This window comes from Spirillospora sp. CA-128828, from assembly GCF_050945415.1.
In the GTDB taxonomy this organism is placed as follows: domain Bacteria; phylum Actinomycetota; class Actinomycetes; order Streptosporangiales; family Streptosporangiaceae; genus Spirillospora.
In genome coordinates this window covers 1,013,477-1,036,554 of sequence record NZ_CP191986.1, presented here as the reverse complement: position 1 = coordinate 1,036,554, position 23,078 = coordinate 1,013,477, and the positions used below count along the sequence as shown (strand labels likewise).

General features: G+C 68.9%; 19 protein-coding genes and 1 tRNA gene. 9 read left to right on the top strand and 11 right to left on the bottom strand.

The features are described 5' to 3' along the window. The first annotated feature begins 2 nt into the window (after positions 1-2). Positions 3-1,307 carry a cytochrome P450 gene (locus tag ACQPXG_RS05435; protein ID WP_433466500.1) on the top strand — a complete coding sequence of 435 codons (1,305 nt, stop codon included), beginning with the start codon at positions 3-5 and terminating at the stop codon, positions 1,305-1,307. 43 nt (positions 1,308-1,350) lie between these two features. Beyond that, a tRNA-Lys gene (locus tag ACQPXG_RS05430) sits at positions 1,351-1,423 on the top strand. 240 nt (positions 1,424-1,663) lie between these two features. On the opposite strand, the gene ACQPXG_RS05425 is transcribed toward ACQPXG_RS05430, so the two are convergent. Next, positions 1,664-3,013 (bottom strand): tyrosine-type recombinase/integrase, encoded by a 1,350-nt coding sequence (locus tag ACQPXG_RS05425; protein ID WP_433466499.1) that lies wholly within the window; start codon positions 3,011-3,013, stop codon positions 1,664-1,666. 226 nt (positions 3,014-3,239) lie between these two features. Between ACQPXG_RS05425 and ACQPXG_RS05420 the strand changes: the two genes are divergently transcribed. From ACQPXG_RS05420 to ACQPXG_RS05400, 5 genes are all read left to right on the top strand, one after another. Continuing rightward, on the top strand, positions 3,240-3,554 hold the full coding sequence (locus ACQPXG_RS05420) for a transposase (RefSeq protein WP_433461962.1): 315 nt from the start codon (positions 3,240-3,242) through the stop codon (positions 3,552-3,554). After that, the gene (locus ACQPXG_RS05415) at positions 3,551-4,462 is read left to right on the top strand and encodes an IS3 family transposase (RefSeq protein WP_433464066.1); all 912 of its coding nucleotides are present in this window, start codon (positions 3,551-3,553) and stop codon (positions 4,460-4,462) included. Before ACQPXG_RS05420 ends, ACQPXG_RS05415 begins: the two co-directional genes overlap by 4 nt. Positions 4,463-4,823: 361 nt before the next feature. Next, positions 4,824-5,486, top strand: coding sequence for a GIY-YIG nuclease family protein (locus ACQPXG_RS05410; protein WP_433466498.1), 663 nt, complete (start codon positions 4,824-4,826; stop codon positions 5,484-5,486). A 33-nt stretch (positions 5,487-5,519) separates the two neighbouring features. After that, positions 5,520-5,834: a transposase gene (locus ACQPXG_RS05405; RefSeq protein WP_433461962.1), complete on the top strand. Its 315-nt coding sequence runs from the start codon at positions 5,520-5,522 to the stop codon at positions 5,832-5,834. Further along, positions 5,831-6,742 (top strand): IS3 family transposase, encoded by a 912-nt coding sequence (locus ACQPXG_RS05400; RefSeq protein ID WP_433464066.1) that lies wholly within the window; start codon positions 5,831-5,833, stop codon positions 6,740-6,742. The genes ACQPXG_RS05405 and ACQPXG_RS05400 overlap by 4 nt, the downstream gene beginning before the upstream one ends. Before the next feature lie 620 nt (positions 6,743-7,362). On the opposite strand, the gene ACQPXG_RS05395 is transcribed toward ACQPXG_RS05400, so the two are convergent. After that, positions 7,363-8,187 (bottom strand): hypothetical protein, encoded by an 825-nt coding sequence (locus tag ACQPXG_RS05395; protein ID WP_433466497.1) that lies wholly within the window; start codon positions 8,185-8,187, stop codon positions 7,363-7,365. A gap of 752 nt (positions 8,188-8,939) precedes the next feature. On the opposite strand from ACQPXG_RS05395, the gene ACQPXG_RS05390 reads away from it, so the two are divergent. Beyond that, complete coding sequence (locus ACQPXG_RS05390) at positions 8,940-9,599, top strand: PIN domain-containing protein (protein ID WP_433466496.1); 660 nt, start codon at positions 8,940-8,942, stop codon at positions 9,597-9,599. A 790-nt stretch (positions 9,600-10,389) separates the two neighbouring features. Here ACQPXG_RS05390 and ACQPXG_RS05385 read toward each other — a convergent pair. Together ACQPXG_RS05385 and ACQPXG_RS05380 are read right to left on the bottom strand one after the other, a co-directional pair. Continuing rightward, on the bottom strand, positions 10,390-11,544 hold the full coding sequence (locus ACQPXG_RS05385) for an HD-GYP domain-containing protein (protein ID WP_433466495.1): 1,155 nt from the start codon (positions 11,542-11,544) through the stop codon (positions 10,390-10,392). Then, the gene (locus ACQPXG_RS05380; protein ID WP_433466494.1) at positions 11,541-12,098 is read right to left on the bottom strand and encodes an RNA polymerase sigma factor; all 558 of its coding nucleotides are present in this window, start codon (positions 12,096-12,098) and stop codon (positions 11,541-11,543) included. The genes ACQPXG_RS05385 and ACQPXG_RS05380 overlap by 4 nt, the downstream gene beginning before the upstream one ends. A gap of 544 nt (positions 12,099-12,642) precedes the next feature. Between ACQPXG_RS05380 and ACQPXG_RS05375 the strand changes: the two genes are divergently transcribed. Continuing rightward, on the top strand, positions 12,643-14,430 hold the full coding sequence (locus ACQPXG_RS05375; protein ID WP_433466493.1) for a TerD family protein: 1,788 nt from the start codon (positions 12,643-12,645) through the stop codon (positions 14,428-14,430). Between the two features lie 249 nt (positions 14,431-14,679). Here ACQPXG_RS05375 and ACQPXG_RS05370 read toward each other — a convergent pair whose 3' ends face one another. The 7 genes from ACQPXG_RS05370 to ACQPXG_RS05340 all read right to left on the bottom strand — a co-directional run bounded on the left by ACQPXG_RS05370 (position 14,680) and on the right by ACQPXG_RS05340 (position 22,937). After that, a complete protein-coding gene (locus ACQPXG_RS05370; protein WP_433466492.1) occupies positions 14,680-15,261 on the bottom strand; it encodes an SHOCT domain-containing protein in 582 nt (193 codons plus the stop codon). Between the two features lie 1,067 nt (positions 15,262-16,328). Next, positions 16,329-17,270: a lysylphosphatidylglycerol synthase transmembrane domain-containing protein gene (locus ACQPXG_RS05365; protein WP_433466491.1), complete on the bottom strand. Its 942-nt coding sequence runs from the start codon at positions 17,268-17,270 to the stop codon at positions 16,329-16,331. Positions 17,271-17,313: 43 nt separating this feature from the next. Next, complete coding sequence (locus tag ACQPXG_RS05360) at positions 17,314-20,031, bottom strand: ABC transporter permease (RefSeq protein WP_433466490.1); 2,718 nt, start codon at positions 20,029-20,031, stop codon at positions 17,314-17,316. Then, on the bottom strand, positions 20,019-20,708 hold the full coding sequence (locus tag ACQPXG_RS05355) for an ABC transporter ATP-binding protein (protein WP_433466489.1): 690 nt from the start codon (positions 20,706-20,708) through the stop codon (positions 20,019-20,021). Before ACQPXG_RS05355 ends, ACQPXG_RS05360 begins: the two co-directional genes overlap by 13 nt. Beyond that, complete coding sequence (locus tag ACQPXG_RS05350) at positions 20,705-21,373, bottom strand: ABC transporter ATP-binding protein (protein WP_433466488.1); 669 nt, start codon at positions 21,371-21,373, stop codon at positions 20,705-20,707. Before ACQPXG_RS05350 ends, ACQPXG_RS05355 begins: the two co-directional genes overlap by 4 nt. Beyond that, complete coding sequence (locus ACQPXG_RS05345) at positions 21,370-21,999, bottom strand: hypothetical protein (RefSeq protein WP_433466487.1); 630 nt, start codon at positions 21,997-21,999, stop codon at positions 21,370-21,372. Before ACQPXG_RS05345 ends, ACQPXG_RS05350 begins: the two co-directional genes overlap by 4 nt. 188 nt (positions 22,000-22,187) lie before the next feature. After that, positions 22,188-22,937 carry a hypothetical protein gene (locus tag ACQPXG_RS05340; RefSeq protein WP_433466486.1) on the bottom strand — a complete coding sequence of 250 codons (750 nt, stop codon included), beginning with the start codon at positions 22,935-22,937 and terminating at the stop codon, positions 22,188-22,190. Positions 22,938-23,078: the final 141 nt, after the last annotated feature.

Genomic DNA, 23,078 nt, shown 5'->3' with positions numbered 1-23,078 from the left:
ACATGATGCACGCTGAGGGCATGCACGAGGAGATCTTCCTGCCCACCACCTACGCTGCCGATGTCCCCTACGCGACCTTCGCGAGGCTCCGCGCCGAATCGCCGGTCACCTGGGTCCCCGAACCGGCCGTCGGCCCCTGGCCCGCCGGCCCCGGCTACTGGGCGGTCTTCCGGCACGCCGACGTGAAACACGTCCTGCGCTCCCCGGACCTCTTCTCCTCCAACCTCGGCGCCACCCAGATCCGCGACCCCGACACGCCCGAGGACCTGGCGTTCGTCCGCGCGATGATGCTCAACCAGGACCCGCCGGACCACTCCCGCCTCCGCCGCATCGTCGCCGCCGCGTTCACCCCCCGCGCCGTCCGCGCCCTGGAAGAGACCATCAACGACCGGGCGCGCACCCTCGTCGCCTCGGCCCTCGGGTCGGAGACCGACTTCGTGGAACTCGCCGCGGACCTCCCCGTCTGGACGCTGGCGCACATCATGGGCGTCCCCGACGCCGACCGCCGCCTCCTCTACGACTGGGCGTCGCGCGTCATCGGCTACCAGGACGACGAATACGCCGGCCTGTCCACCGCCGACGCCGCCTCGATGAGCCCCATGGCGCAGAAGGCGATGGACCACCGCCCTACGACGTCCACCCACCCGGACGGCCGCCCCATCAACCCGCGCTCCTACACGGCACTGGCCGACATGTTCGCCTACGCCCATGCCCTCGCCGCCGAGAAACGGCGGAACCCGTCCGGCGACATCATGTCCCGCATGCTCGAAGGCGGCCTCACCACCCACGAGTTCGAGAACATGTTCTTCCTCTTCGCCGTCGCCGGGAACGAGACCCTCCGCAACGGCATCCCGGGCGGCCTCCTCACACTCCTGCGGCACCCCGCCGAACTGGCCCGCCTCCGCACCGACCCGGCCCTCCTCCCGTCCGCCGTGGAGGAGATGCTCCGCTACTGGCCCCCGGTCATGGACTTCCGCCGCACCGCCACCACACCCCTCGAACTCGGCGGCCAGAAGATCAACACCGGCGACAAGGTCGTCGTCTACCACGCCTCGGCCAACCGCGACGAAACGGTCTTCCCGTCCCCCGACCGCTTCGACGTCGCCCGCGCCCCCAACGACCACGTCAGCTTCGGCTTCGGCCCCCACTTCTGCCTGGGCGCACACCTGGCCCGTACCCAGATGCGCGCCCTGTTCCGCGAACTCCTCCCCCACACCGTCACCCTCACCGGCGCCCCCGTCCGCCTGGCCTCCAACTTCCAGAACGGCCTGAAGCACCTCCCCGTCCACCTCGCCCCCGCCGACTAACCCCGTCGCGAACCCCCCGTCGATCTCGGTACCCTTGCGGGACGGGTCGCTAGCTCAATTGGCAGAGCTCCGGACTTTTAATCCGTAGGTTGTGGGTTCGAGTCCCACGCGACCCACCCATCTTGACCAGCGTAAACACGGCTTCGACAGCCCGCCGGTGATCATGCCTGGGGCCGGGCTGAGGCCGCCCTGGGGCCGCCATACACGCAGGCCAAGCCCAACACCCGCGCGTCCGCCCAATCCTGACGGCGGGCAACCGCATTCGCGCGCCGAACTGCTCGCAGCCGCCGCGCCTCCGGTATGCGGTTAGTCCCTTCGCAGGTCGACGGCCAAGGACGGGGAGCGGATGCTCTCGATTACGCCGCAGAAGCCGTGTTACCGACGCGAACCCGGACAGCAGGCCGAGCCCGGGTGCGAGGCCAAGGCGGTTCGGAGCGCGAAGCGGTCGACCGGCGCCGCACCAGACCCGCCCGGGTACGGCTCGCCGACGGCCGTCGACGCCGGGCCGGAGCACGGCCCCGGCGCCGGGTGGTGCCGGGCACCATGCCAGCCGCGCGGAGCAGGTACGCGGCGGTCTGCTCGGCAGCGCGGTGCGCGACCTCGGGTAGGACGGAGGTGTAGGTGTCGGCGGTCAGCACGATGCTGGAATGCCCCAGCATCTCCTGCACCACCTTCAACTGCACCCCCGCCGCCAGCGCCAGCGTGGCGGCACCGTGCCGCAGGTCGTGCAACCGGATCGGCGGCACCCCGTGGGCGGCGATCAGCTTCTGGAACACGTGGGTGAGCCGGCCCGGGGCGACCGGGTCACCGTTGAGGTTGGTGAACACATACCCGCTGTCGCGATAGCCCTCGCCATAAGCGGCCGCTTCGGCCTGCTGCCGGGAGCGGTGCGCGCGCAGCGCGGCAATCGTGGTGCGGTCCAGCGCGATCACGCGGGTGCTGCGCGCGGTCTTGGGCGGGCACACCATCAGCCGCCCATCGCGTCGTTGGAGCTGGCGGCAGATCACCGCAGTGCCCTCGTCCAAGTCGACATCGCACCACCGCAGGCCCGCCGCCTCTCCGCGCCGCAGTCCCCGCAGCGCGATCAGATGGTAGGCCGCGTACAGGCGATGCGCGGCGATCGCGTCGAGGAACTGCGCGGTCTGCGCCGCCGTCCACACCGCCACCGGCGGCCGCTCCCCGGTCTTACGCCAATGCCGGACACGGGCGGCGGTCCACACCACCGCGCGGGGCCGCCGCGTCGGCGGCAGCGCCACGAGGGACGCGGGGTTGTCCTCGATCAGACCTTGACGGAGCGCGGCGTTCAGCGCCGCGCGTAACGTGGCTCGAATCCGGTCGAGAGTCGCCGCCTTCAGCCGCCGTCCCGCTTCCTGGTGCTCGCGGGTGATGACTGCGAACATCTCCTCCACGTGCGCCACCGACACCTCCGCCAGCAACAGATGACCCAGCGGCGGGGTCAGATACCGCCGCACGTGATCGGCGTAACCGGCCACCGTGGACGACGCACCCGGATGGTTCTCCAGCCACCGCTCCAGCCACTCGGCCACCGCCAGCGGACTCCCAGCCGGGCCACGCAGCCGTACCAACGCCTCCAGCGCGGCCTTGCGGGTCGGGAACCCGCCCCGGCGGACACGGCGCCGACGACCGTCCGTTCCGGTTCCCAGTTCGAGGCGCAGGTACCAGCTGCCGTGGCTGCGCTCGGCCACCAACCGCGGGCACCTGCGGCCTATCGCCCTGCCACTGTCGGGATCCTCGCAGCCGCATCGCCGGTACACACCGCCGGCATTCCTCGCTCTTCTCATAAGGGCAGGGTGGGTCTGCAGCGGATGCATCGACCATCACGGACGGCGACAGACTGGCCTACCGAGCACGCCAGCGCAGCTGTGCCTCCCCTCGTAGCGTGGAGACCTGAACCAGAGAGATGGTTGGGTCGTGGGAGACAAGAGACGCCGGTTCGATCCGGAGTTCCGTGAGGGAGCGGTGCGGATCGTCAAGGAGACCGGCAAGCCCGTCGCGCAGGTCGCGCGGGATCTGGGGATCAACCCCTACACGCTGCACAACTGGATGAAGGTCGACCGTGAGCGGGAGGCCGCGGGCGAGGCGTTGCGCGGGTCCGAGCGTGAGGAGCTGGCTCGGCTGCGCCGGCAGAAGGCCGAGTGGGCCAAGGAACGCGCTGAGCTTGAGATGGAGCGTGAGGTGCTCAAGCGATCAGTGGTCCTGTGGGTGAAGGACTCGATGAACCGGTGATCGTCGCGGAGTTCATCGCGTCCTGCAGGACCGAGCACGGCATCCCGCACGCGATCGCCTGCCGGGCCCTTGAGGTCTCGCAGTCCTGGTTCTACAAGCACATCAACCGCGCCCCGACCGCGCGCGAGCAGCGGCGGGCCCGGCTGGACGAGGCGATCAAGCGGCTGTTCACCGCCTCGGGCGGCACCTACGGCAGCCCGCGGATCACCGATGATCTGCGGGAGGAGGGCTGGAGGGTCTCGGTCAACACCGTTGCCGTGCGGATGGCCGAGCTCGGTCTGGCCGGGCGTCCGCCGGGGCGGCGGCGGTCGTTGACCCGGCCGGGACGTCGGCCGGCCGCGCCCGACCTGGTGCGCCGCAGCTTCACCGCCGTGGCGCCGGATCTGCTGTGGTGCGGGGACGTGACGCAGATCGACACCGACGAGGGACCGCTGTATCTGGCCACGGTCGAGGACCTGTTCTCGCGCCGGATGCTCGGCCACGCCATGAGCGAGCACCACGATGCGGCCCTGGCGGTGGCGTCGCTGCAGATGGCGGCCGCGACCAGAGGCGGTGACGTGGACGGGGTGATCTTCCATACCGACCGCGGATCGGAGTACACCGCGGCCCGCACGGCCGCGGCCTGCCGCGCCCTGGGCGTGGTGCAGTCGATGGGCCGGGTCGGCTGCGCGCTGGACAACGCCGCCGCCGAGGCGTTCAACAGCACTCTGAAGGTCGAGTTCGTCCACCGGCACCGCTTCACCACCCGCGCCGAGGCCCGCATCAAGGTCGCGACCTGGATCGCCGACTTCTACAACACCAGCCGCAGGCACAGCGCCAACGACGGGCTCGCCCCGATCACGTTCGAGCGTCAGATGGCAGAAACCCGCAGAGCATCAACGGCCCAGCTCAGGGCCGAAGTGGCATAACACCGTCTCCACGCTTTGAGGGGATTGACACAGCCTCGGGCTAGGGACCCATCCCACCTACACAAACTCGTCCCGATCCGCACGATTCGGCAGGCGGGACCCACGGTTTCGTCGACTGGGCCGCCAGCCAGCCACCGAAGTACTCGATCGGGTTCAACATGGCCGACGACCTCTGCGCCGTGACCTTCGCGCCACCCGAGCATGTGTGGCAGTGCGCCTACGCTCCGACCAGCAGTCCTTCCCTTGGGGAAGGACGGCGGAACGTCAGAGAGGTCAGGAGACTGTCCGACCCAATACGTAGGCTCATCCAGAACGCATCCAATCTCGCCTGCCGACTCCGGCCTCCCTGAAGCAGACAGCATTGGCAAGTCATACGATCGGTTTCGTCTACGTCCTCAGCAACGGCGCGATGCCGGGGATCGTCAAGGTTGGCATGACCACCAAGCTTGCCGAGGACCGCGCGAAGCAGCTCCAAGAAACGGGCGTCCCTCTCCCCTTCAATGTGGAGTTTCGTTGTGCAACTTCGCATCCCAGAGCTGTCGAAGCAGAGGCCCACGCCCGGCTGGCTTACTACCGGATTTCTCCTAATCGGGAATTCTTCAAATGCCCTCCGTCGCTGGCTATAGAGGCGGTCAAAGCTGCCCTGCTGGAGACTGCCAGCCTCCCCGTCTGGAATGCTGATCACCAGCACTATGTCAAGCATGGTGATCGCATCGCGGTTACCATGAAGGCCGACGACCTCTTCGTTGTCCTGTCCTATCCGAGCCTCTTCGCGCAGCAAGCTGAGCCAATCGACTTCTGGCAGGCGCATAGCGACGGCGATCTCTTGGAACTGATGGGTGCGGATGACCCTGGGCATGTTGCCGGGTTCAGTGACGGTGACCCCGGCGGCGAGGCAGACCCTGTTCCGTTCCTCGACCGTGCAGGCACAACGCCCAACGGTGCCATCAACGGTCGCGAACGCCTGATGTCCGGTGAACGCCTCCTATGGCTTCGGTCAGCGGCTGTGTGCCTCCCCTCGTAGCGTGGAGACCTGAACCAGAGAGATGGTTGGGTCGTGGGAGACAAGAGACGCCGGTTCGATCCGGAGTTCCGTGAGGGAGCGGTGCGGATCGTCAAGGAGACCGGCAAGCCCGTCGCGCAGGTCGCGCGGGATCTGGGGATCAACCCCTACACGCTGCACAACTGGATGAAGGTCGACCGTGAGCGGGAGGCCGCGGGCGAGGCGTTGCGCGGGTCCGAGCGTGAGGAGCTGGCTCGGCTGCGCCGGCAGAAGGCCGAGTGGGCCAAGGAACGCGCTGAGCTTGAGATGGAGCGTGAGGTGCTCAAGCGATCAGTGGTCCTGTGGGTGAAGGACTCGATGAACCGGTGATCGTCGCGGAGTTCATCGCGTCCTGCAGGACCGAGCACGGCATCCCGCACGCGATCGCCTGCCGGGCCCTTGAGGTCTCGCAGTCCTGGTTCTACAAGCACATCAACCGCGCCCCGACCGCGCGCGAGCAGCGGCGGGCCCGGCTGGACGAGGCGATCAAGCGGCTGTTCACCGCCTCGGGCGGCACCTACGGCAGCCCGCGGATCACCGATGATCTGCGGGAGGAGGGCTGGAGGGTCTCGGTCAACACCGTTGCCGTGCGGATGGCCGAGCTCGGTCTGGCCGGGCGTCCGCCGGGGCGGCGGCGGTCGTTGACCCGGCCGGGACGTCGGCCGGCCGCGCCCGACCTGGTGCGCCGCAGCTTCACCGCCGTGGCGCCGGATCTGCTGTGGTGCGGGGACGTGACGCAGATCGACACCGACGAGGGACCGCTGTATCTGGCCACGGTCGAGGACCTGTTCTCGCGCCGGATGCTCGGCCACGCCATGAGCGAGCACCACGATGCGGCCCTGGCGGTGGCGTCGCTGCAGATGGCGGCCGCGACCAGAGGCGGTGACGTGGACGGGGTGATCTTCCATACCGACCGCGGATCGGAGTACACCGCGGCCCGCACGGCCGCGGCCTGCCGCGCCCTGGGCGTGGTGCAGTCGATGGGCCGGGTCGGCTGCGCGCTGGACAACGCCGCCGCCGAGGCGTTCAACAGCACTCTGAAGGTCGAGTTCGTCCACCGGCACCGCTTCACCACCCGCGCCGAGGCCCGCATCAAGGTCGCGACCTGGATCGCCGACTTCTACAACACCAGCCGCAGGCACAGCGCCAACGACGGGCTCGCCCCGATCACGTTCGAGCGTCAGATGGCAGAAACCCGCAGAGCATCAACGGCCCAGCTCAGGGCCGAAGTGGCATAACACCGTCTCCACGCTTTGAGGGGATTGACAGCTGACGGCCAGTCCTGCACCAGCGCCACGTTCGAGATGCACAGCCACTGTCAGGCCATAAGCCGCACCTGGGACGTGAAGCTGACTCCGGATGGTTTCCCCCTTCTGCTGAACATTCCAACCTTTGAGGAACTGCCTCCAGATTTTGTCCGCACAGTCCGGGCAGCGATGCAGATGGGCATCCCGCGCAACTGGGCACCGCGCAACCCAAATCCGGCATATGGATGGGCGACAGTAGCCGATGATCCTCAACCTCCCGAATACTGGCTCACCCAACTAGAGCCTCCGAAACGCCGCCGCAGGAGCCAAAAGTGACCGACACCATCGTGGGATGTTGGGCCGAGCGGAGTTCCTGCAGGTGATCACAAGGTTCATGCGAGGAGCCGAACCGCTCACCTCAGGAACTGGGGCGGAGCTTCACCCGCACGTCGCCGAACTGCGCACAGGTCGAGACGTTGACGGTCAGCCAGGCGAATGGGGCCGACACCCCAGCCAGCTAAGGCCCACACCCGGGGGTCGCCCTCGGACCCACCTTCGATGCGGACCGTGGGGCCGATGGCTGCGGCAGAACCTCGGCCGTTGAAGAGAGATCAAGCGTATGGGGTCCGGCGTGCCTGGTAGAGCCGGAAGCCTTCCTCGACCATCCACATGGCGGCGAAGGTGGTCCAGTACAAATTGCTGATGTTGCCGGTGACCCGGGTCATCGCCATGTCCCGGCCCCGCACGGTGGCGCGGGCCATGACTTCCTTGTCCAGCAGGCCCAGCGTGCCGTACTGGTCGCCGTGGGCCAGCGAGCTGCAGCCGCTCCAGACCACCTCGGCCAGATCGGCGCCGATTCCGGCAAGGTCGCCGGCTTCGCGGACGATGAGACTGTAGGTGGGCGCCTGCTTCAGCTTCTGGTGAGCCTCATCCGCCGTGGTGCCAAGGGCGGCGGCGAGCAGGTCGTTCACCCGCGTGAGCGCCTCCTCTTTCGTTCTGGTCGCTGGCTGGTTCACCAACTCCCGCATGCGGTAGGAGCCCTTGACCTCCTTGCGCTGGAGCGCGAGACGGCGGGTCACACGGGTGGGCCGGTCCTTAGGACCGAGCAGCCACACCGCGCGGGCGCCGTTCTCGATCGCACCGCGCACCAAGGAGGACTGGGCGTGGGTCTGGATGCGGGCTTCGATGCGGCCGTTGACGGGCGGGCCGAAGACCGAGGTTCGAAGGCACTCGAGGTGGTCGGTGGCGACCGTGAGGGCGTGCCAGGCGTAGCCGGACAGCTCGAACGGATGGGTCTTGGCGTCGTCACCGGCCAGCGGGCTGCGAGCGGCCACGTTGGAGGCGTTGGGGTCCGCGCCCGTCTGCTCGCCTCGTTGCTGGACTCTTTCGAGCAGGGTGCCGAGTTTGCGTAAGTCCCGCTCTTCGTCGGTATCCACAGAAAGTAACCGTACGCAGGTCAAGACCAGCACAGCGACCCCTTTCCCGTCCAAGTGGGATCCGGCGTGGACAGCCCCTTCAGTCGCGCGGCGGGCCTCACCGGAGCCGGGTTCTTCGACCTCGCGGGGCCACAGTCCCGACCACCCATGGTCCCCCCGGTAGTGGGGGCAGGGGTTCCCATCTGCGGGGACTGTTCCCCGATCATGAAACCCTAGCCCTGACGTGGCCGGGGGCCACCCGGGACCCGGCCGGAGAACGGGTCCGGGGAACCGCACCGCTGCCGCCGGAACCAATCTGGGAACCCGGCACCCGGATCGCGCACAGCCGGGCTCTACCCGCCTCGCCGTCGAGGATCGTTCTCGTCGTGTTAGCACCGAAGCGCGGCAGCGTTTGCGCAGGTCGATTCCCCCGCTCCCGGAAATAGTTGGTGGCCATCTCCGGCAACTGTTGGGCGCCCGGCAACCCGCCTTCGCCGTTCCACCGGCATCGCAGCCACCGGCTCCGCGCAAAGGAGATGACGTTAAGATCGTCGGCCTGCCAGGGTCGCTGCCCATGTATGTGAGTCTTACCGGGGGCAACCTCGGACGATCTTTTCGACCGGCTGGGCAAGGTCCGCACCAGCCTCGGGAACCTGTCGAACGGGCACCACTCCTCGGCCAACGACCGCCGCAACGACTACATCCGGTGGGTCAGCGAGTCGGTCGCCCAGCTGCGGCACATCCTGCCGCCCGAGGAGCTCAACCGGCTCTTCATGACGCCGGCGTTCTGGCACATCCACACGATCGGCGCCGTCGACCTCAACGTGAACACCGCGACCATCAAGGTCGAGCTCGACTTCCGCAGCCGCGAGCTCGAACTCATCCACAACACGCTCGAGACCCAGAAGGAACGCTGGGCGACACCGCGGATCGTCATCCCGGACAGCTCGATGTTCTGCGAGCACGTCGACAAGCTGGAGGAGTGGGACCTCGCGGTTCCCCTTTGGTTGGCCGAGCGCGAGCCCCTGCACATCGCCATCCCGCTCGTGGTGGTCGAGGAGTTGGACCGCCTCAAGGAGAGCAGCAAGAAGCACACCCGCTGGCGCGCCGGGTACACCACGGCGGTCATCAACCGGGTGCTGCCGGACTCCAACGAGACCGGCGTCCTGCGGGAAGCGGGCTACGCGCCCGGCCGCGGCACGATCACCCTCGAAGTCCTGATGGACCGGCCCGGCCACGTCCGCCGCGCGAATGAGGACGCCGAGATCGTCGACCAGGCATTCGCCGTCAATGGGCTGGCGGGGCAGGCCGTGACGGTGCTGACCTACGACACGGGCCAGACCAGGCAGGCTCGGGTCCGGGGGCTGGACGTCCTGAACCTGCACACCGAACCCGCCGAGGCAGAGCCGCCTCGCGAGGCGAAGCGAAGGTAGCTCCGCCGGGCGCCGCCCGGGGTGGCGAGCGCCGCCGTACTCGTCACCCCCACCGGCTGAGCGGTCTCCGCCTCCGAACCAGTAGGCGCGACCCGATGTTCCCACGGACATCTGTACATGGTCGCTGACGTAACCGCCGGGCTGACCGGATACCTCGCGGACGTCGCCATCGACTGGCCGCTGACCTCGCGGAGCCTGGGGGCGCGCACGCGCGCGCCCGTTCGTCCTGCTGGTGCGCTGTCGGCGCGGCCGCGCCTGTCCGTTGCGCGGGGCGCACCACTTGCGGCGGGTCGGTCCTTTGCTGCGGCGGCGGTTGGTGCCGGGCACGATGCCGGCGCCGTGAATGAGTAGCGCGGCGGTCTTCTCGGCTGCGGTGTGGGCGACCTGGGGTAGGACGCTGGTGTAGGTGTCGGCGGTCAGCACGATGCTGGAATGCCCCAGCATCTCCTGGACCACCTTCAACTCCACACCCGCGGCCAGGGGTGGTGGGGCGCGTGGGACTCGAACCCACAACCTACGGATTAAAAGCGGCTGCTCTCGTATCAGAACAGTGCTCTCAGTATCGGACTGTACCGCTCTGTCCACATCCAGCACCATCACCCTGCGGCTACGTTCCGCTTCGTGCCGGTCCGGTTCGGAACCGCCGAGCAGACAACGAGCCGGCAGGAAGGACTTCCTCGCGATGACCAGGAGGGACGTGCCGACCGCGGCGGGGATGGTACGACCCGCTTGGGCCTCATGGCGTGGTCATGCCCGCCGAAGCAGGTGCCGTTCCGAGGCGCTCGCAGCATCATGAGCGGTCGCAGGCGTTCAACTCCTTGAGCAGGGACTCCGGGGACATGGAGTAGTCAGGTTTGGTTGTCCGGTGCTGGCGGCTGAGGTCCTCGATCTCGTCGTGATGAGCCTCCAGGACTGACAGGAAGGCTTGGACCATGTCTGGATCCATTGAGCTGCCCGCGCACTCTTGGAGCACTTCCACGGCTTCGGGGATGGTCCGCGCCAAGGGGGCGCAACGTGTGGTGATCATGGCGTCGAAGGCGTCGACCACGGCGACCATGCGAGCAACTTGGGGGATGTCGGGGCCGGCCAGGCCTTGGGGGTAGCCGCTGCCGTCGAAGCGTTCGTGGTGATGCAGGATTCCGGTGATCGTGTCGCGTGCGAGCAAACCGGCGCTTTTCTCGGGTCGGCTCCCAGCAAAGAACTCCGGCAGTTCCTGCACGATCGCCGCGCCGTGCTGGACGTGGAGCTGGATGAGCCGGTACTCCTGCTCGGTCAGCGCTGCGGTCTTGAGCAGGACGGTGCTGGGGATGGCGAGTTTGCCGATGTCGTGCAGCAATCCCGCCAGACGAGCCGCTTCAATCTCCGCGGCCGGTGCCCCCAGTTCTTGGCCGAGGAGCAAGGTGAGACGAGAGATCCGCTGGCTGTGCTGACGGGTGTGGGAGTCCTTGGTGTCCATGGCGGCCATGAGCACCTCAGCAAGATCATCCTTAGTTACGGTCTGTCCAGGCGACGCAGGCGCCGGTGGCTTCGACGGCGTTGCCTCCGCGTCGGCGGATGAGCCTGTGTTCCTGCGGTAGGCCGCCTTGAGGATCGCGCGATGGGCACGGGTCTCGGCGGCTCGTCGGCTGAGGTCCAGGCGGGGTGAGGTGCCGGGGTCTTGGCTCAGGAGTTCGGCCAGGATGTCGGCGGGGTCGGGATAGCCGGCGTTGGCTGCGTGCAGCAGTAACGTCTCCGCCGTGCCGGTATCGCCGTGGTCGAGGACGGTCAGTCCTTGGTCGTAGGCGGCGAGGTCGATGTCGATCAGCTCGGCCAGAGCGCGGATGCGTCGGGCCTGGAGCGGATCGCGATCGGTCTGTTCGGCAGTGGCTAGGAAGGAGCGCAGCGCGGCGTGGTCGTCGGTCTTTCCGGCGCTGGCCATTTCGCGGATCAGGTCGTCGATGCTCATCGGCGCTCACCTTCGTCTCGGGGGCGGTCGCGGCCGTCGTCTTGGTCTTGATCTCGTAGCTGAGAGAGTCTCTTCCTGGCCGCGTTGAGCTGAGATTTCACCGTCCCCAAGCTGATACCGAGAGCTTCGGCGGTCACGACCTCCGGTAGGTCGGCGATCAGGCGCAGTCCAGCGACGTTGCGCTGCTGGACGGGTAATTGCCGGAACCATCTGTTGAGGGTGTCGGCGAGTTCGACCTCTTTGAGGATGTCGGTCCGGTCGGGGATGGCCTCCAAGAGGCTGTGCTGGTCGCCGTGACTGCTTTTCCTTCGCCGGCGCACCGTGTCGCGGTGCCAGAGACGGATGGCGACCTTGTACAGGTACGCCTTGGGATTGTCGTAGTAGGCGATGGTGTCCCACCGGGCACGGATGATGAGGAAGGCGTCCTGGACGATGTCATCGCTGTCGCATTCAGGGCACCCTTGCGCCACGAGATAACGACGCAGCAGAGACCGGTGCTCTAGGAAGAAGGCAGCCAGCTCCTGTGTCCGATCCTCAGCCTTCGCATCGGCCAAGACCGCACCGTCCGCGCTCCGGAGCCCCCCGGTCATGACTCAACGTCCGATACACCGTCAGCACTTGGCCCTGGCAGCGCACGGCCGCTGCCAGTTTCCCCTGGGCTAACCTCACTCTGCCGTGTTGCACGTCTCTGCGTGAGCACGCGAGCCAACTCCATGCCCGCGGCAACACACGCGAGCGCCGCAGCCGCGACACGCGGAACTTCCACCAGCAGCGACATTCAGGCCGCCTCCTTTGCGAGGGCCGTACACCTCACCCCCTAAAGGCAGTGGCGCCGCAGAAGGTTGGGAGACACCGCCCAAGAACCGTAAGAGGTCCTCATGACTCACTCGATTGAGCTGGGCTCGGTGCTGCGGCAAGTTGTGGCCATGTGGCGCTCTGCCTGGTCAGGTGGTGGGAGACTCCGGTGCGGGAGGGATCATGGGGTTCGGCTTTCGTGTCGGTGTTCCCGGGATGAGTGTGCGGGTGTCGACCCGCGGGGTGCGTACTTCGGTGGGTCCCCGGGCGGCGCGGGTCAGTGTGGGGTCCGGTGGAACACGCGTGTCCAGTGGCATGGGCCCGTTCTACGCCTCCACCTCCCTTAAGGGCGGGCGGAAGCGAGCGACGACGACACGGCGTGCGCCGGCCCGCCGCTCCACGGCCCCGTCCGCGGCGCAGTTGGAGCGGGCCCGGCGGCAAGCCGAACGCGCTCAGCAGGAGGCGGAGCGGGACGCCGCGATCGCGCAACTGCAGGAACTGCGGCGTCAATCCACCAGCGTCCACCTGCAGGAGTTCCCCAAGGCCGCGCCTCCGGTCGTCCCCGCTCCCCCGCAGCTCGGGCTCGCGTGGGCGCGCGCGGAGGCGTTGGCGTTCCATCTGCAGGGCATCGGCCGGCTCGCGCGGACCGCACGCTCGGCCGCCAAACAAGCCGCCGAGCAGGACGCGGCCGCCTACCTGGGCGCCGAGCAGGCCCGCCTGCAGCGCCTGCACCAGCAGCTGGCCGCCGAAGCGGCGCACTGGTGGCAGGCGCTGCTGGACAACGAGGAGGCGACCGTGTGCGAGGCGGTGAACACCGCTTTCGCCGACAACCCCGCCGCGGGCTGCGCCGTCGGCGTCCAGGACGGGATCCTGTCGGTGGTGATACGCCAGCCGGACCCGGACTCCCTGCCCGACCAGACCCCCGGTATGACGCCCGCCGGGCGACCCACGTTGAAGAAGCTGACCCAGCGCGACCGAATGCTGTGGTGGCTGACCACCCTCGGCTCCAACATCATCGCCACCCTCAAAGAAGCCTTCGCCACCGCACCCGCCATCACCGCCATCGACCTGGCCGCGCTGACCCGCATACCCGACACCCAGCGGCTCGGCATCATCGCCTACGGCCGCTGGACCCGCCAGGCGGTCGAAAACGCCCCTTGGCGCCAGCCGCAAGACGCGCTGCGCTTCCTGGATATCGGGCAGGACGTGGCCTGCTCGATCACCACCACCGCGTCCGGCAACTTGTCCACCAAGGTAAAACCTCTGGACACCGACAGGGTCGCAGGACTGCGCACTCTGCTGGAGAGCCTGCAGGACGAGGCCGAGCCCGCCGCCGCATCCCTGGCTCGCATCGACACCGACATGGCCGCCGCTTCCGCGCCGCCTCAACCGCCCGGCGACCCTTACCAGCTCACGCCCTTCGCTCAGTGGAAACAGCAGACGGCCCCACCACCGCCCCAGCCACCGCCCTCCCCGATCCCGGCCGCACCGAGCCCTTTGCCGTCTCCCTCGCAATCACAACCTCCAGCACCACAGCCGCTCATGCCGCAGCCGGCGGCGCTGGTGCCGGGGCAGACGGTGGTGCTGCCGGAGGCCGCTCACCAAGGGCTGCTGGTCACGTTCGGGTTCACCGGTCCGGACGCCGACCTGACCCTGCTGCTCATCGGCGAGAACGGGCTCGTAGCCGGCGACGAGGACTTCGTGTTCTACAACCAGCCCATCGCGGCGAACGGAGCCGCCCGCCTGCTCGGCAAACACACCGCCGGTCCACGGGTCACCGAACGAGCCGCGCTGCACCTAGCGGCCCTGCCACCCCACGTCCACCGCGTGGTGGTCTCGGTCAACATGGACGTCGACACCGGCCTCACCTGTGCGGAACTCACCAACGCCTACCTCGAAGCCAACTGCATCACCGGCGCCGCATGGCATTTCCCCGTGCCCGCCGACCCGCACATCAGGGCCATGGTCATGGCCGAGTTCTACCGGCACACCGACAACGGCACCCCGGTTTGGAAGCTACGCGCCGTAGGCCAAGGCTGGTCCGACGGCCTGGACGGACTGGCCCTTGCCTACGGAGTCGCCGTGGACTGACGGTGCACCGGTCAGACCAGTGCCGATCTCCGCGTTTCGTAACGGCGCATCAGGATGTACCGAGCGTGCCGTCCACAGCGGCTGTCCCGGGGGCCTTGTGGTGTTGCGCTCACCGCGCGAGCGCCAGCGTCCTATGGAACACGGCGGGGGCAGGCAAAGGAGCCAGGCGAATTCGTCACCAGCCCAGCGGGGATCAGGCAAGCATCTCGCAGCGGGTGACTCGGCCATGGTCGTCGGTGTCGCCCCGCCCTATCCACCATGCAGCACCTGGGCCTTGAGGTTGAGGAACTCCTGCTCGGACAGCACACCTGCATCCCGCAGGTCAGCAAGCTTCTTCAGCTCGTCGGCTCTCGTTGAAGGACCAGCCGCCGACTGCCCGCCTGGACCCTCAGCAGATCGGTGTGCCTCTTCGATGAGCTGGCGAAGCCGCGCCACGCCCGCCTGCGCTTGATCCCACGGGCGGCTGATCGGGATCGCGTTGGGCGCCTTGTAGGGGTCTTCTTCTCCGCTCTTCCAGTAGCTGGTCCGCACACCGGATTGGCCTGGAGCCTGCACGATGACGGCGCCGGTCATCATCCCGGTGTGGATCTGCACACCCGCCACACCCCGGTAGTCCCATGAGGTGATCTCGGCTCCGAAGGAGGCACCTGCCATGAACCCCTTCTTGTACACGAAGACACGACGGTCGGTACCGATGATCGCCTGGGAGTTCGGGCCCGTAATGATTGCTTGCACTGTCTCGCCGGGACTGAGGTTCTGATCGAGAGCCGCATTCGCCTTGCGATGCAATCGCTGCCGATCCGTAAGTGACTCAACGGAGATCTTCGCCAACGGACTCCCCCCATTCCGTCTTGTGGGCTACATCCCCTGGCACCCATCCTAGTTTCCACACGTCGACGTCCTCCGGGAGCCCGCCTCGTGCCCCCAAGTCCACGGCGCCATGCGACAGCAAACTCTGTGCGTGAGGCCACCGTGGAAACACCAACGTCGAGCCTGAGGCAACCAGGGAAGTCTGGACTCGACCACCTCACGGTCCCGAGGAGGAGGCGATGGCCCCCGGTCACGCCCGCGGCACCCATCGGCAACCGCGACCTCAACGACGCCGGAGTCCTCCCATCCCCCTCCCCGCCACAAAGCCACCGACATCAGCACCGCCCAACTCCTCGTCCCTCCCCGCGAGCTGACCTCGGCCTTAGCCTCACCGCAGGGTTCCCCGCACGTCCCCGCTGCCGTCGCTGCCGGGCATGTTTGCTCGTTGTCTGCTCGGCGGTTCCGAACCGGACTGGCACGGAGCGGGACGGAGCGGCACGGGGATGGTGCTGGATGCGGACAGAGCGGTACAGTCTGACACTGAGAGCACTGCTCTGATACGAGAGCTCCGGACTTTTAATCCGTAGGTTGTGGGTTCGAGTCCCACGCGACCCACCACATCTGACCAGGGCAAACGTGAGATTGCCCGGCTTGTCCGCCGCCCGGCATGTCCCGGTTCGTCTCCGTGGCAGCTCGGTGGCGGCTCGGCGGCTCGATCCGGGCCCTGCGTCCACCCTGGTAGCGCCTCGAAACCGGTTACTCTTACCCGCTCAAGCCGGTCATGTCGCCCCACGGAACCGGCGGCCAGGTCCGCCAGAGCAGTCATCAACGCACTTCCACAGGAGCGAATCCGCAGGCTCGCATCCCTGCGCCGGCCGCACCATCGAGCACTCCCCGCCGAGGTGGTCGTGCGTAGCAGGTCGCGATCAAGAGCGCGACACGGCGAAGGCCTGCCTCCAGCCCATGGCCAGATTGCACGCTCCCACTACCCCATCCATCTCCACCATCGCCGACAAGGTCCTGCGAAGTTCAGGTCGGCGGCGCTTTCGCCCCAGTGGGGACAGCATCGCCGGTGAGGTCGCTGTTGCTCAGATGATGCGGGATCGCAGGAGCAGAGCGAGGACCGTGCCGGTCGGTAGCAACGGCAGCCAGACCGTGATCAGCCGGTACCCGAGAACAGTGGCGAGCGCGGCGGTGGACGGCACGCCGCTCACGGCCAGCCCGGCGACCAGGGCGACGTCGAGACTCCCGATGGCCCCCGGTGAGGGAACCACCGCCGATACCGCCGAGACCACCACATAGATGAGCAGCACGGTCCCCACGGTGACGGGCACGTCGAGGCTGCGCAGCACGGCGAACAGAATCACCGCGTGCAACAACGGCGCTGCCAAAGACCCTCCCCACAGCGCAAGGGCACGGCCTGGATGACGCAGGACGACGCCGAGTTGCCGTAGTTCGCTTGCCAGCCGAGAGACCCCGGCGGCGCTACGTGCGCGAGAACGCCGCCCTGCGCGCCGTAGGAGCACCGTTGTCAGCGCCACCAGGGCAATGGATGCGGCGGCCATGACGATCCCTACTGCCGCGGATGAGAGGTGGGAAACAGCCGGCCAGTGCACCCGCCGGTCGATCGACGCAACGGTGGACGGAGCCGAGATCATGATGAGCGCCAGCAGTGCCCCGTGAGTCAGGAATCCGGCCAGCGCGTTCAACCCGACCGCCCCGGCGGCTGCGTCGGTGCTCATGCCCAAGCGCCGCATGAAGCGCATGTTGACCGCTATCCCACCCGACCCGGCGGGGAGTACGTGATTGGCGAAACTCGCGGCGAGTTGCACTGCGAACAACCGGCCCACCGGCGGTGGGAGCGGCATCGACCCCAATTGCGCGAATGCGCCGGCCACCCACATCAGAACGGTCGCCGAGACGGCGATGACCAGCCACTCTCCGTCGGCCGCGGCGAGACTGTCACTCCCGGCGTCGACCGCGGTGCGGTGCACGAATCCGATGACGAGAACCGCGACCGCGACCCCCAAGCCTGGCAAGAATCGCAGAATCGAACCCCGCGTCGGGACCTCCTCAGAGATCACGGAGGACGCTCAGGGGCGGGCGGCGGGCGGCGTGTAGTGCGATGAGGGCCGCGGCGAACATGGCCGCGACGGCTGTGCTGGCGACGGCGGCGAGATAGGCCCAGGGAACGGCGAGGTGATCGGGTGGTGGGTCGAAGACGCCGGTCAGGACCTTAACGAGCATGTGGGACAGGGCCCAGCCGATGAGAGTGCCGAAAGCCGCAGCGCCGGTCAGGATCAGGGCGACCTCGGCCCAGACGAACGCGCCGAGCTGGCGTGGCCGTGCGCCCAGTGTGCGGACGAGCGCGAAGGTGCGGCGGCGTTCGGTGAAGCCGAGTGCCAGGAGCAGGCCCGTGGCGAAGGTGACCAGGGCGAGGGCGTAGCCCAGCTCGATGCGGGTGAGGCCGCCGAGGTCGACGGCGGTGAGGCTGGAGCCGACGACTGTGCGGGTGGTCTGCAGGTCGGTGATCTGTGCCTGCGGGCCGAGGCGGGTGCGGAGCGCGCTCGCCACGGCCGGGGGCGAGGCGCCGTTCTGTGTGCCGACCAGGAAGGAACCGACGGTGTCGGTGCCGGTTTGCCGTGCGATGTAGCTCGCGTTGGCGACCAGGAAGCTGTCGCGCGGCGCGGTGGGGAACTCCTTGACGACGCCGGCGTAATGGAACGGGACATTGCGGTACTGCTTGGTCCGGCCGTCCTGGAGCCGCAGCCGCAGCAGATCGCCCGGGTGCAACTGGAAGTCGTGCACGGTCTCCTGGCTGACCAGCACGGCGTCGGGGCGCTGCGCCAGTCGGCTGATCAGGTCGTGGGCGGTTCCGCCGCTGAAGTAGGCGTCCTGGAGTTGGGTGGTCCGGGTGATGGTCGAGGTGCGCACGCCGTAGAGGTCCTGGAGGTCGGAACCGACATAGGCGAAGCGGTGCTGGAGCGGTTCGACCGTGGAGACGCCGCGGGCGGCGGCGATCGTCTTCTCCTGGGCCGGCGGCACGTAGGCACCGGGTGACTCGGTGACGGTGACGTCGGCGCCGTTGGTGAGCTGGGCGTCCGCGACGGCCTGCTGCCGGTAGGTCGCATCGAACACGGCGGTGGACGCCGCGAACACCACTGCGAGGGCGGCCAGGGCCATCGTGCGGGCGAGCAGGTTGCGCTGACCGCCGAGGGTGGCGGTGACGGTGCCCGACAGCGGCCCGGCGACGGGGCGCAGCAGGCCGGTGACGAGACGTCGCCGCAGCGGCTCCGCGTTCCGCTCGGCCTTGCCGGTGTCGTCGCTGAGACCGGGCACGGGTCGCCGGCGTGGTGCGAGCAGCATGTGAACGACGCGCCAGGCCAGCAGTCCTCCACCGAGCCAGAGCAGCGCAGGGCCGGCGAAGGCCCAGTAGCTGACGGAGATGGTGGGCAGGCCCTCCGGTACGAGGACGACGGAGTAGTTGTTGCGGCCGGTGATCCAGAAGACGAGACCGGAGCCCGCCAGCAGCCACAGGTCGAGCCCGTACCGGAGCCAGGCGGGGTCGCGGCGGGCGGGGCCGATCGCCCGGCGGGCGGTGACGACCCCGACGGTGCGGGCGTCGCGGACGGCGGGCAGCAGGACGGTCAGCGCGGCGATGAGCAGCCCGGTCACGGCGGCGATCGCGCCCCACAGCACCGTCGTGCCGGTCGTGGTGCCGAACCTGGTGGTCCCGAAGGCGAGCCGTCCGGTGAGCGCGGCCAGCGCCAGTCCCGCGGCGGCGCCGGCCACGCCTGCCACGGTCGCTTCGGCGAGGGCGAGGCTGAGCAGGGTACGGCGGGACGCTCCCCGTGTGCGCAGCAGCGCCTGTTCGGCTCGGCGCCGCGGTGCCCCGGAGCCGGCGACGAGAGCGGTGAGCATCGCCGCGAGTGCCGCGCCGGGCACGCCGAGGAACAGGAAGAGCATTTGCGCGTACGCGGCGTCTTCGCGGGCGGCGCCGAGTGCGGCGCCCAGATTGTCGCCGACCAGCCCGGCGCCGGCCAGCCGCGCCTCAAGGTTGCGGGCGGCGCCGCTGTCCTGGACGTAGGCGGCGGCGGGGTCGGCGGGCAGGTCGTGCCGCAGCCGCACGTGAACCTGGGTGTGGGCTTGGGTGCGGGCGGCGTTGTCGAACAGCCCGTGCCAGGTGGCGGCGGGCAGCAGCACCACGTTGTCGGGAGGGGCTTGCGGCTGCGCACCCACGGGCGCGCCGACCTTCTGGAAGAGGGAGTCGGCTTCGGGAAGGTCGGCGACTCCGTCGACCTTGACCGTCGTGTCCGTGAGCCCGGCCCGGTGGATCGTGACGGTCGAGCCGGGAACCGCGTGCAGGTTGGCGGCGGTCTGCTGGGCCAGCAGCACCCCGTCCGGCCGTCCGGTCAGTGCACGCAGTTCCCCGGGGAAGGCGGCCGGGTATCCAGGGGGCAGGCCGAGCACCTGGCCGGGGCCGGTGTTGAGGACTTGGCCCTGTGCGCGTGATTCGAGTCCGCTGGTCGCGGCGAACCCGACGGGGAGGGCTTCGGTGATGTGCGGGGCCACTGCCCGCAGGTCGGGCAGGGCGGCGCCGTGTTGCAGTTCGACCTGCCAGTCCACCGCGACGCGGGAGGCCGAACGCTGGGTCATCGTTGACTTGGCGGAGGCCAGGAACGTTCCGAGCGAGGCCAGGAGCGCCACCGCGACGGCGATGCCGGCGGCGGTCATGATCAGCCGTGCGGCGCGGCGGGCCAGCAGCCCGCGCAGCCACATCAGGACGAGCATGGCTCTCCTTCCAGGAGCGCGCCGTCGGCCATCCGCCAGCGGCGCGGCAGCCGTTCGGCCATGCGCGGGTCGTGAGTCGCCACGACCAGCCCGGCGTTCAGGTCGTCGGCCGCCTTCAGCAGCAGGTCGAGCACCTGGACGGCGTGCGCTGAGCCGAGCTGCGCGGTCGGCTCGTCGGCGACGATCAGCGCCGGTTCGGCGGCGAGCACGCGCGCGACGGCCGCACGCTGGGCCTGCCCGCCGGACAGCTCCTCGGGGAGCCGGGGAGACAGGTCCGCCAGGCCGACGGCGTCCAGCGCCCGCCGGGCCCGGTTCAATGCTTCGCATTCCGCCACGTCCGCCAAGACCAGCGGCAATGCCACGTTGCCCACCACGTCCAGCTGGGCGATCAGGCTGGGCCCCTGGAAGACCATCCCGACGACGCCCGGCCTGCCGAACGGCCGGCCGCCGAGCCCGGGCCAGTCGATCCGCCCGGCGGTGGGGTCGTCCAGGCCGCTGATCAGGTGCAGCAGGGTGGACTTGCCCGACCCGGATGGGCCAGTGATCGCGACACGGTCCGTCCGGCCGAGCGTGCAGGTCACCCCGTGCACGGCCACGACGGCATCGGGACCGCGCCCGTAGGTCCGGGCGACGTCGCCGAGCCGGACGAGCCGCTCCCCGGGGTCCGGGTCGGTCATTGCAGCCGCCCGCTTGCGAGCGCGATCGTCCTGTCCGCAGCGACGGCGACGGCCGGGCTGTGGGAGGCCACGACCACGGCGGTGCCCTGCCCGGCCCGTTCACGCAGCAGGTCGAGGACCTGCCGCTCGGTGCGCCGATCCAGTTCGCCGGTGGGCTCGTCGGCCAGCAGCACCGCCGGCCGGTTGGCCAGCGCCACCGCCAGGCCCGCCCTGGCTGCTTCGCCACCGGACAGCTGGGCCGGACGCGCCCGGCCCCTGCCCGTCAGCCCGAGCCCGTCCAGCAATGTGTTCCGCCACGCGGTGTCGGGACGTCCGGCCAGCCGCTGGACCATGTCAATGTTGGCGCGAACGGTGAGATGCTCCAGCAGATTTCCCGACTGGAAGAGCATTCCGATCAGGCGTGCGCGCAGTGCGGTCCGTTCGGCCTGCGGGCGGTGGCTGATGCGGACGCCCTCGACGCGCACGGTGCCGCCGTCGGGTTCGTCCAGGCCGCCCAGGCAGGCCAGCAGGGTGGACTTGCCCGATCCGGACGGGCCTGTCACCGCGACGAACTCCCCCGCCGCGACGGTCAGGCTGATTCCCCGCAGCGCCTTCGTCTCCTCGTCCCCGGCCCGATAGAACCGGTAGAGCTCGTCGGCCTCCAGTGGCGGCACGGGCGCGGTCACGGCAGCCACCGGAACGAGTCCGATACCGTGCGCCACGGGTCGACGTTGTCGGCGCCGACCGGCCCGGACAGGGTGAGCACGGCCTCGTGGCCGGCCTTGAAGAACTCGTACCGTTCGGCCTCGTCGCGGATCAGCTTGCCGGTCACGGGGTCGGGCGCGCTGTCGAAGCGGTAGACCAGCCGGACGGCGGTGCCTCCCTTGCGCTGGACGCTGTCGGCCTTCAGCACGGTCATCTTGGTTGCCTTGATCTTGGGGGCCTCGCTGTCACGCGCGCTTCGCACGGTGGGCGCGGTGGACGCGGGCACGACCTCGACCCGGACCGAGTTGAGTTTGTCGGTGAAGCTCGCCCCCGTGGGCAGGCCGGTACGCGCCCAGCCTTCGGGCACCTTGACCTCGTATCCGGCGCCGGACGGCCGGAAGGGCACGAACGCAGTGTTGTCCGGTATGTCGCCGGGCGGATTGGACTCGGTCTCCACCGGGGCCGGGGCCGCGGACCCGCCGGTCGCCGGCGTACGTCCGGAGGTGGCGGGCGACAAACCTTTCTGCGACGACGCGCCGCCGCCTCCGCAGCCGGCCGCCGCGATCGCCACCACGGCAGCGGACGCCAGCATGCTCCTCACTCGCATCGATTGCTCCTCACCTCAGCGCCGATCCGGCTCTGACCAGGACATCTGCCATCACGCTAGGAGCAACCGGGTGAGCGGCCGGCTAAGCGCGGTTAACGCGAGACAAGCGCGGCCTCACAAAGTCGCTTGCCTTGTCCCGGTGCGGGTCGCCCCCGCGTTGCCCGCACCTCGGATCGTGACGCCTGGAGCTACCCGTGAACGGCGAGGAGTACGTTCTTCTCGTTGCCTCCCTTGACGGTGACCTCCTTCACCGTTCCCAGGCCCTTGACGTAGTACTTGGCGTCGATGACGCCGGGCTCGAGTGGCGTCCACTCGTTCGTCTCCAGGGCGTGGTCGAAGGACTTGTAGGGGACCTGCACCTTCGTGTCGACGCCGATGACCTTGTAGTGGTCTTCTGCCTGGCCCTTGAAATACTCCTGGCGGCCGCCGTCGCCCATCTTCGGATGTGAGGTCATGAAGACGCCGGGCTCGGCCCCGGATCGTCCGGCGTGCCAGGTGCCGTCGGTGGAGACCATGTTGCCGTGGTGATCGAGTTCGGCGGTGTCCTCGCCGAAATACCACACGTTTCCCTGGGAGTCCTGGGTGTAGTAATCACGCGTGGTCTCCACGAGGTCGCCATGGGAGAACAGTCGGTCCAGCACCACCCGGCACGGCGCGCCGTCGATCTTCTGGGTCTCATCGGAGACGGTGAGGTACTCCTTGGTCTTCTGCCCGTCCTTGACCCCTTGGTACACCAACGTCCGGCCGGGCGGCAGCGGGAACCATGGGTTGTTCACCTTGGCGCTGAAGTGTCGGGAGGAAACGCTGCCCGCGGCGGCGGCCCCGCGCTGGGCGCTCCCGGTGGGGTGGTCGGAGTGTCCGGACCCCCCGGAGCTGCACGCCGTCGCGGCGAAGGCGACCCCGATGAGCGCGAGGGCGGGTTTCCTCATCGTCGGCATGCCACGTTCCTTCCGCTCCGGTCGGCCAAGTGCCGGCTTCTGCCCTCATGGTGTGACCCGGCAGCTGAGAGGAGGCTTAAGCGTCCACCTGGAGGCCGACAGGGCGTCTCAGGCTGCGCTCATCTTCGGGCTAATAGTCTG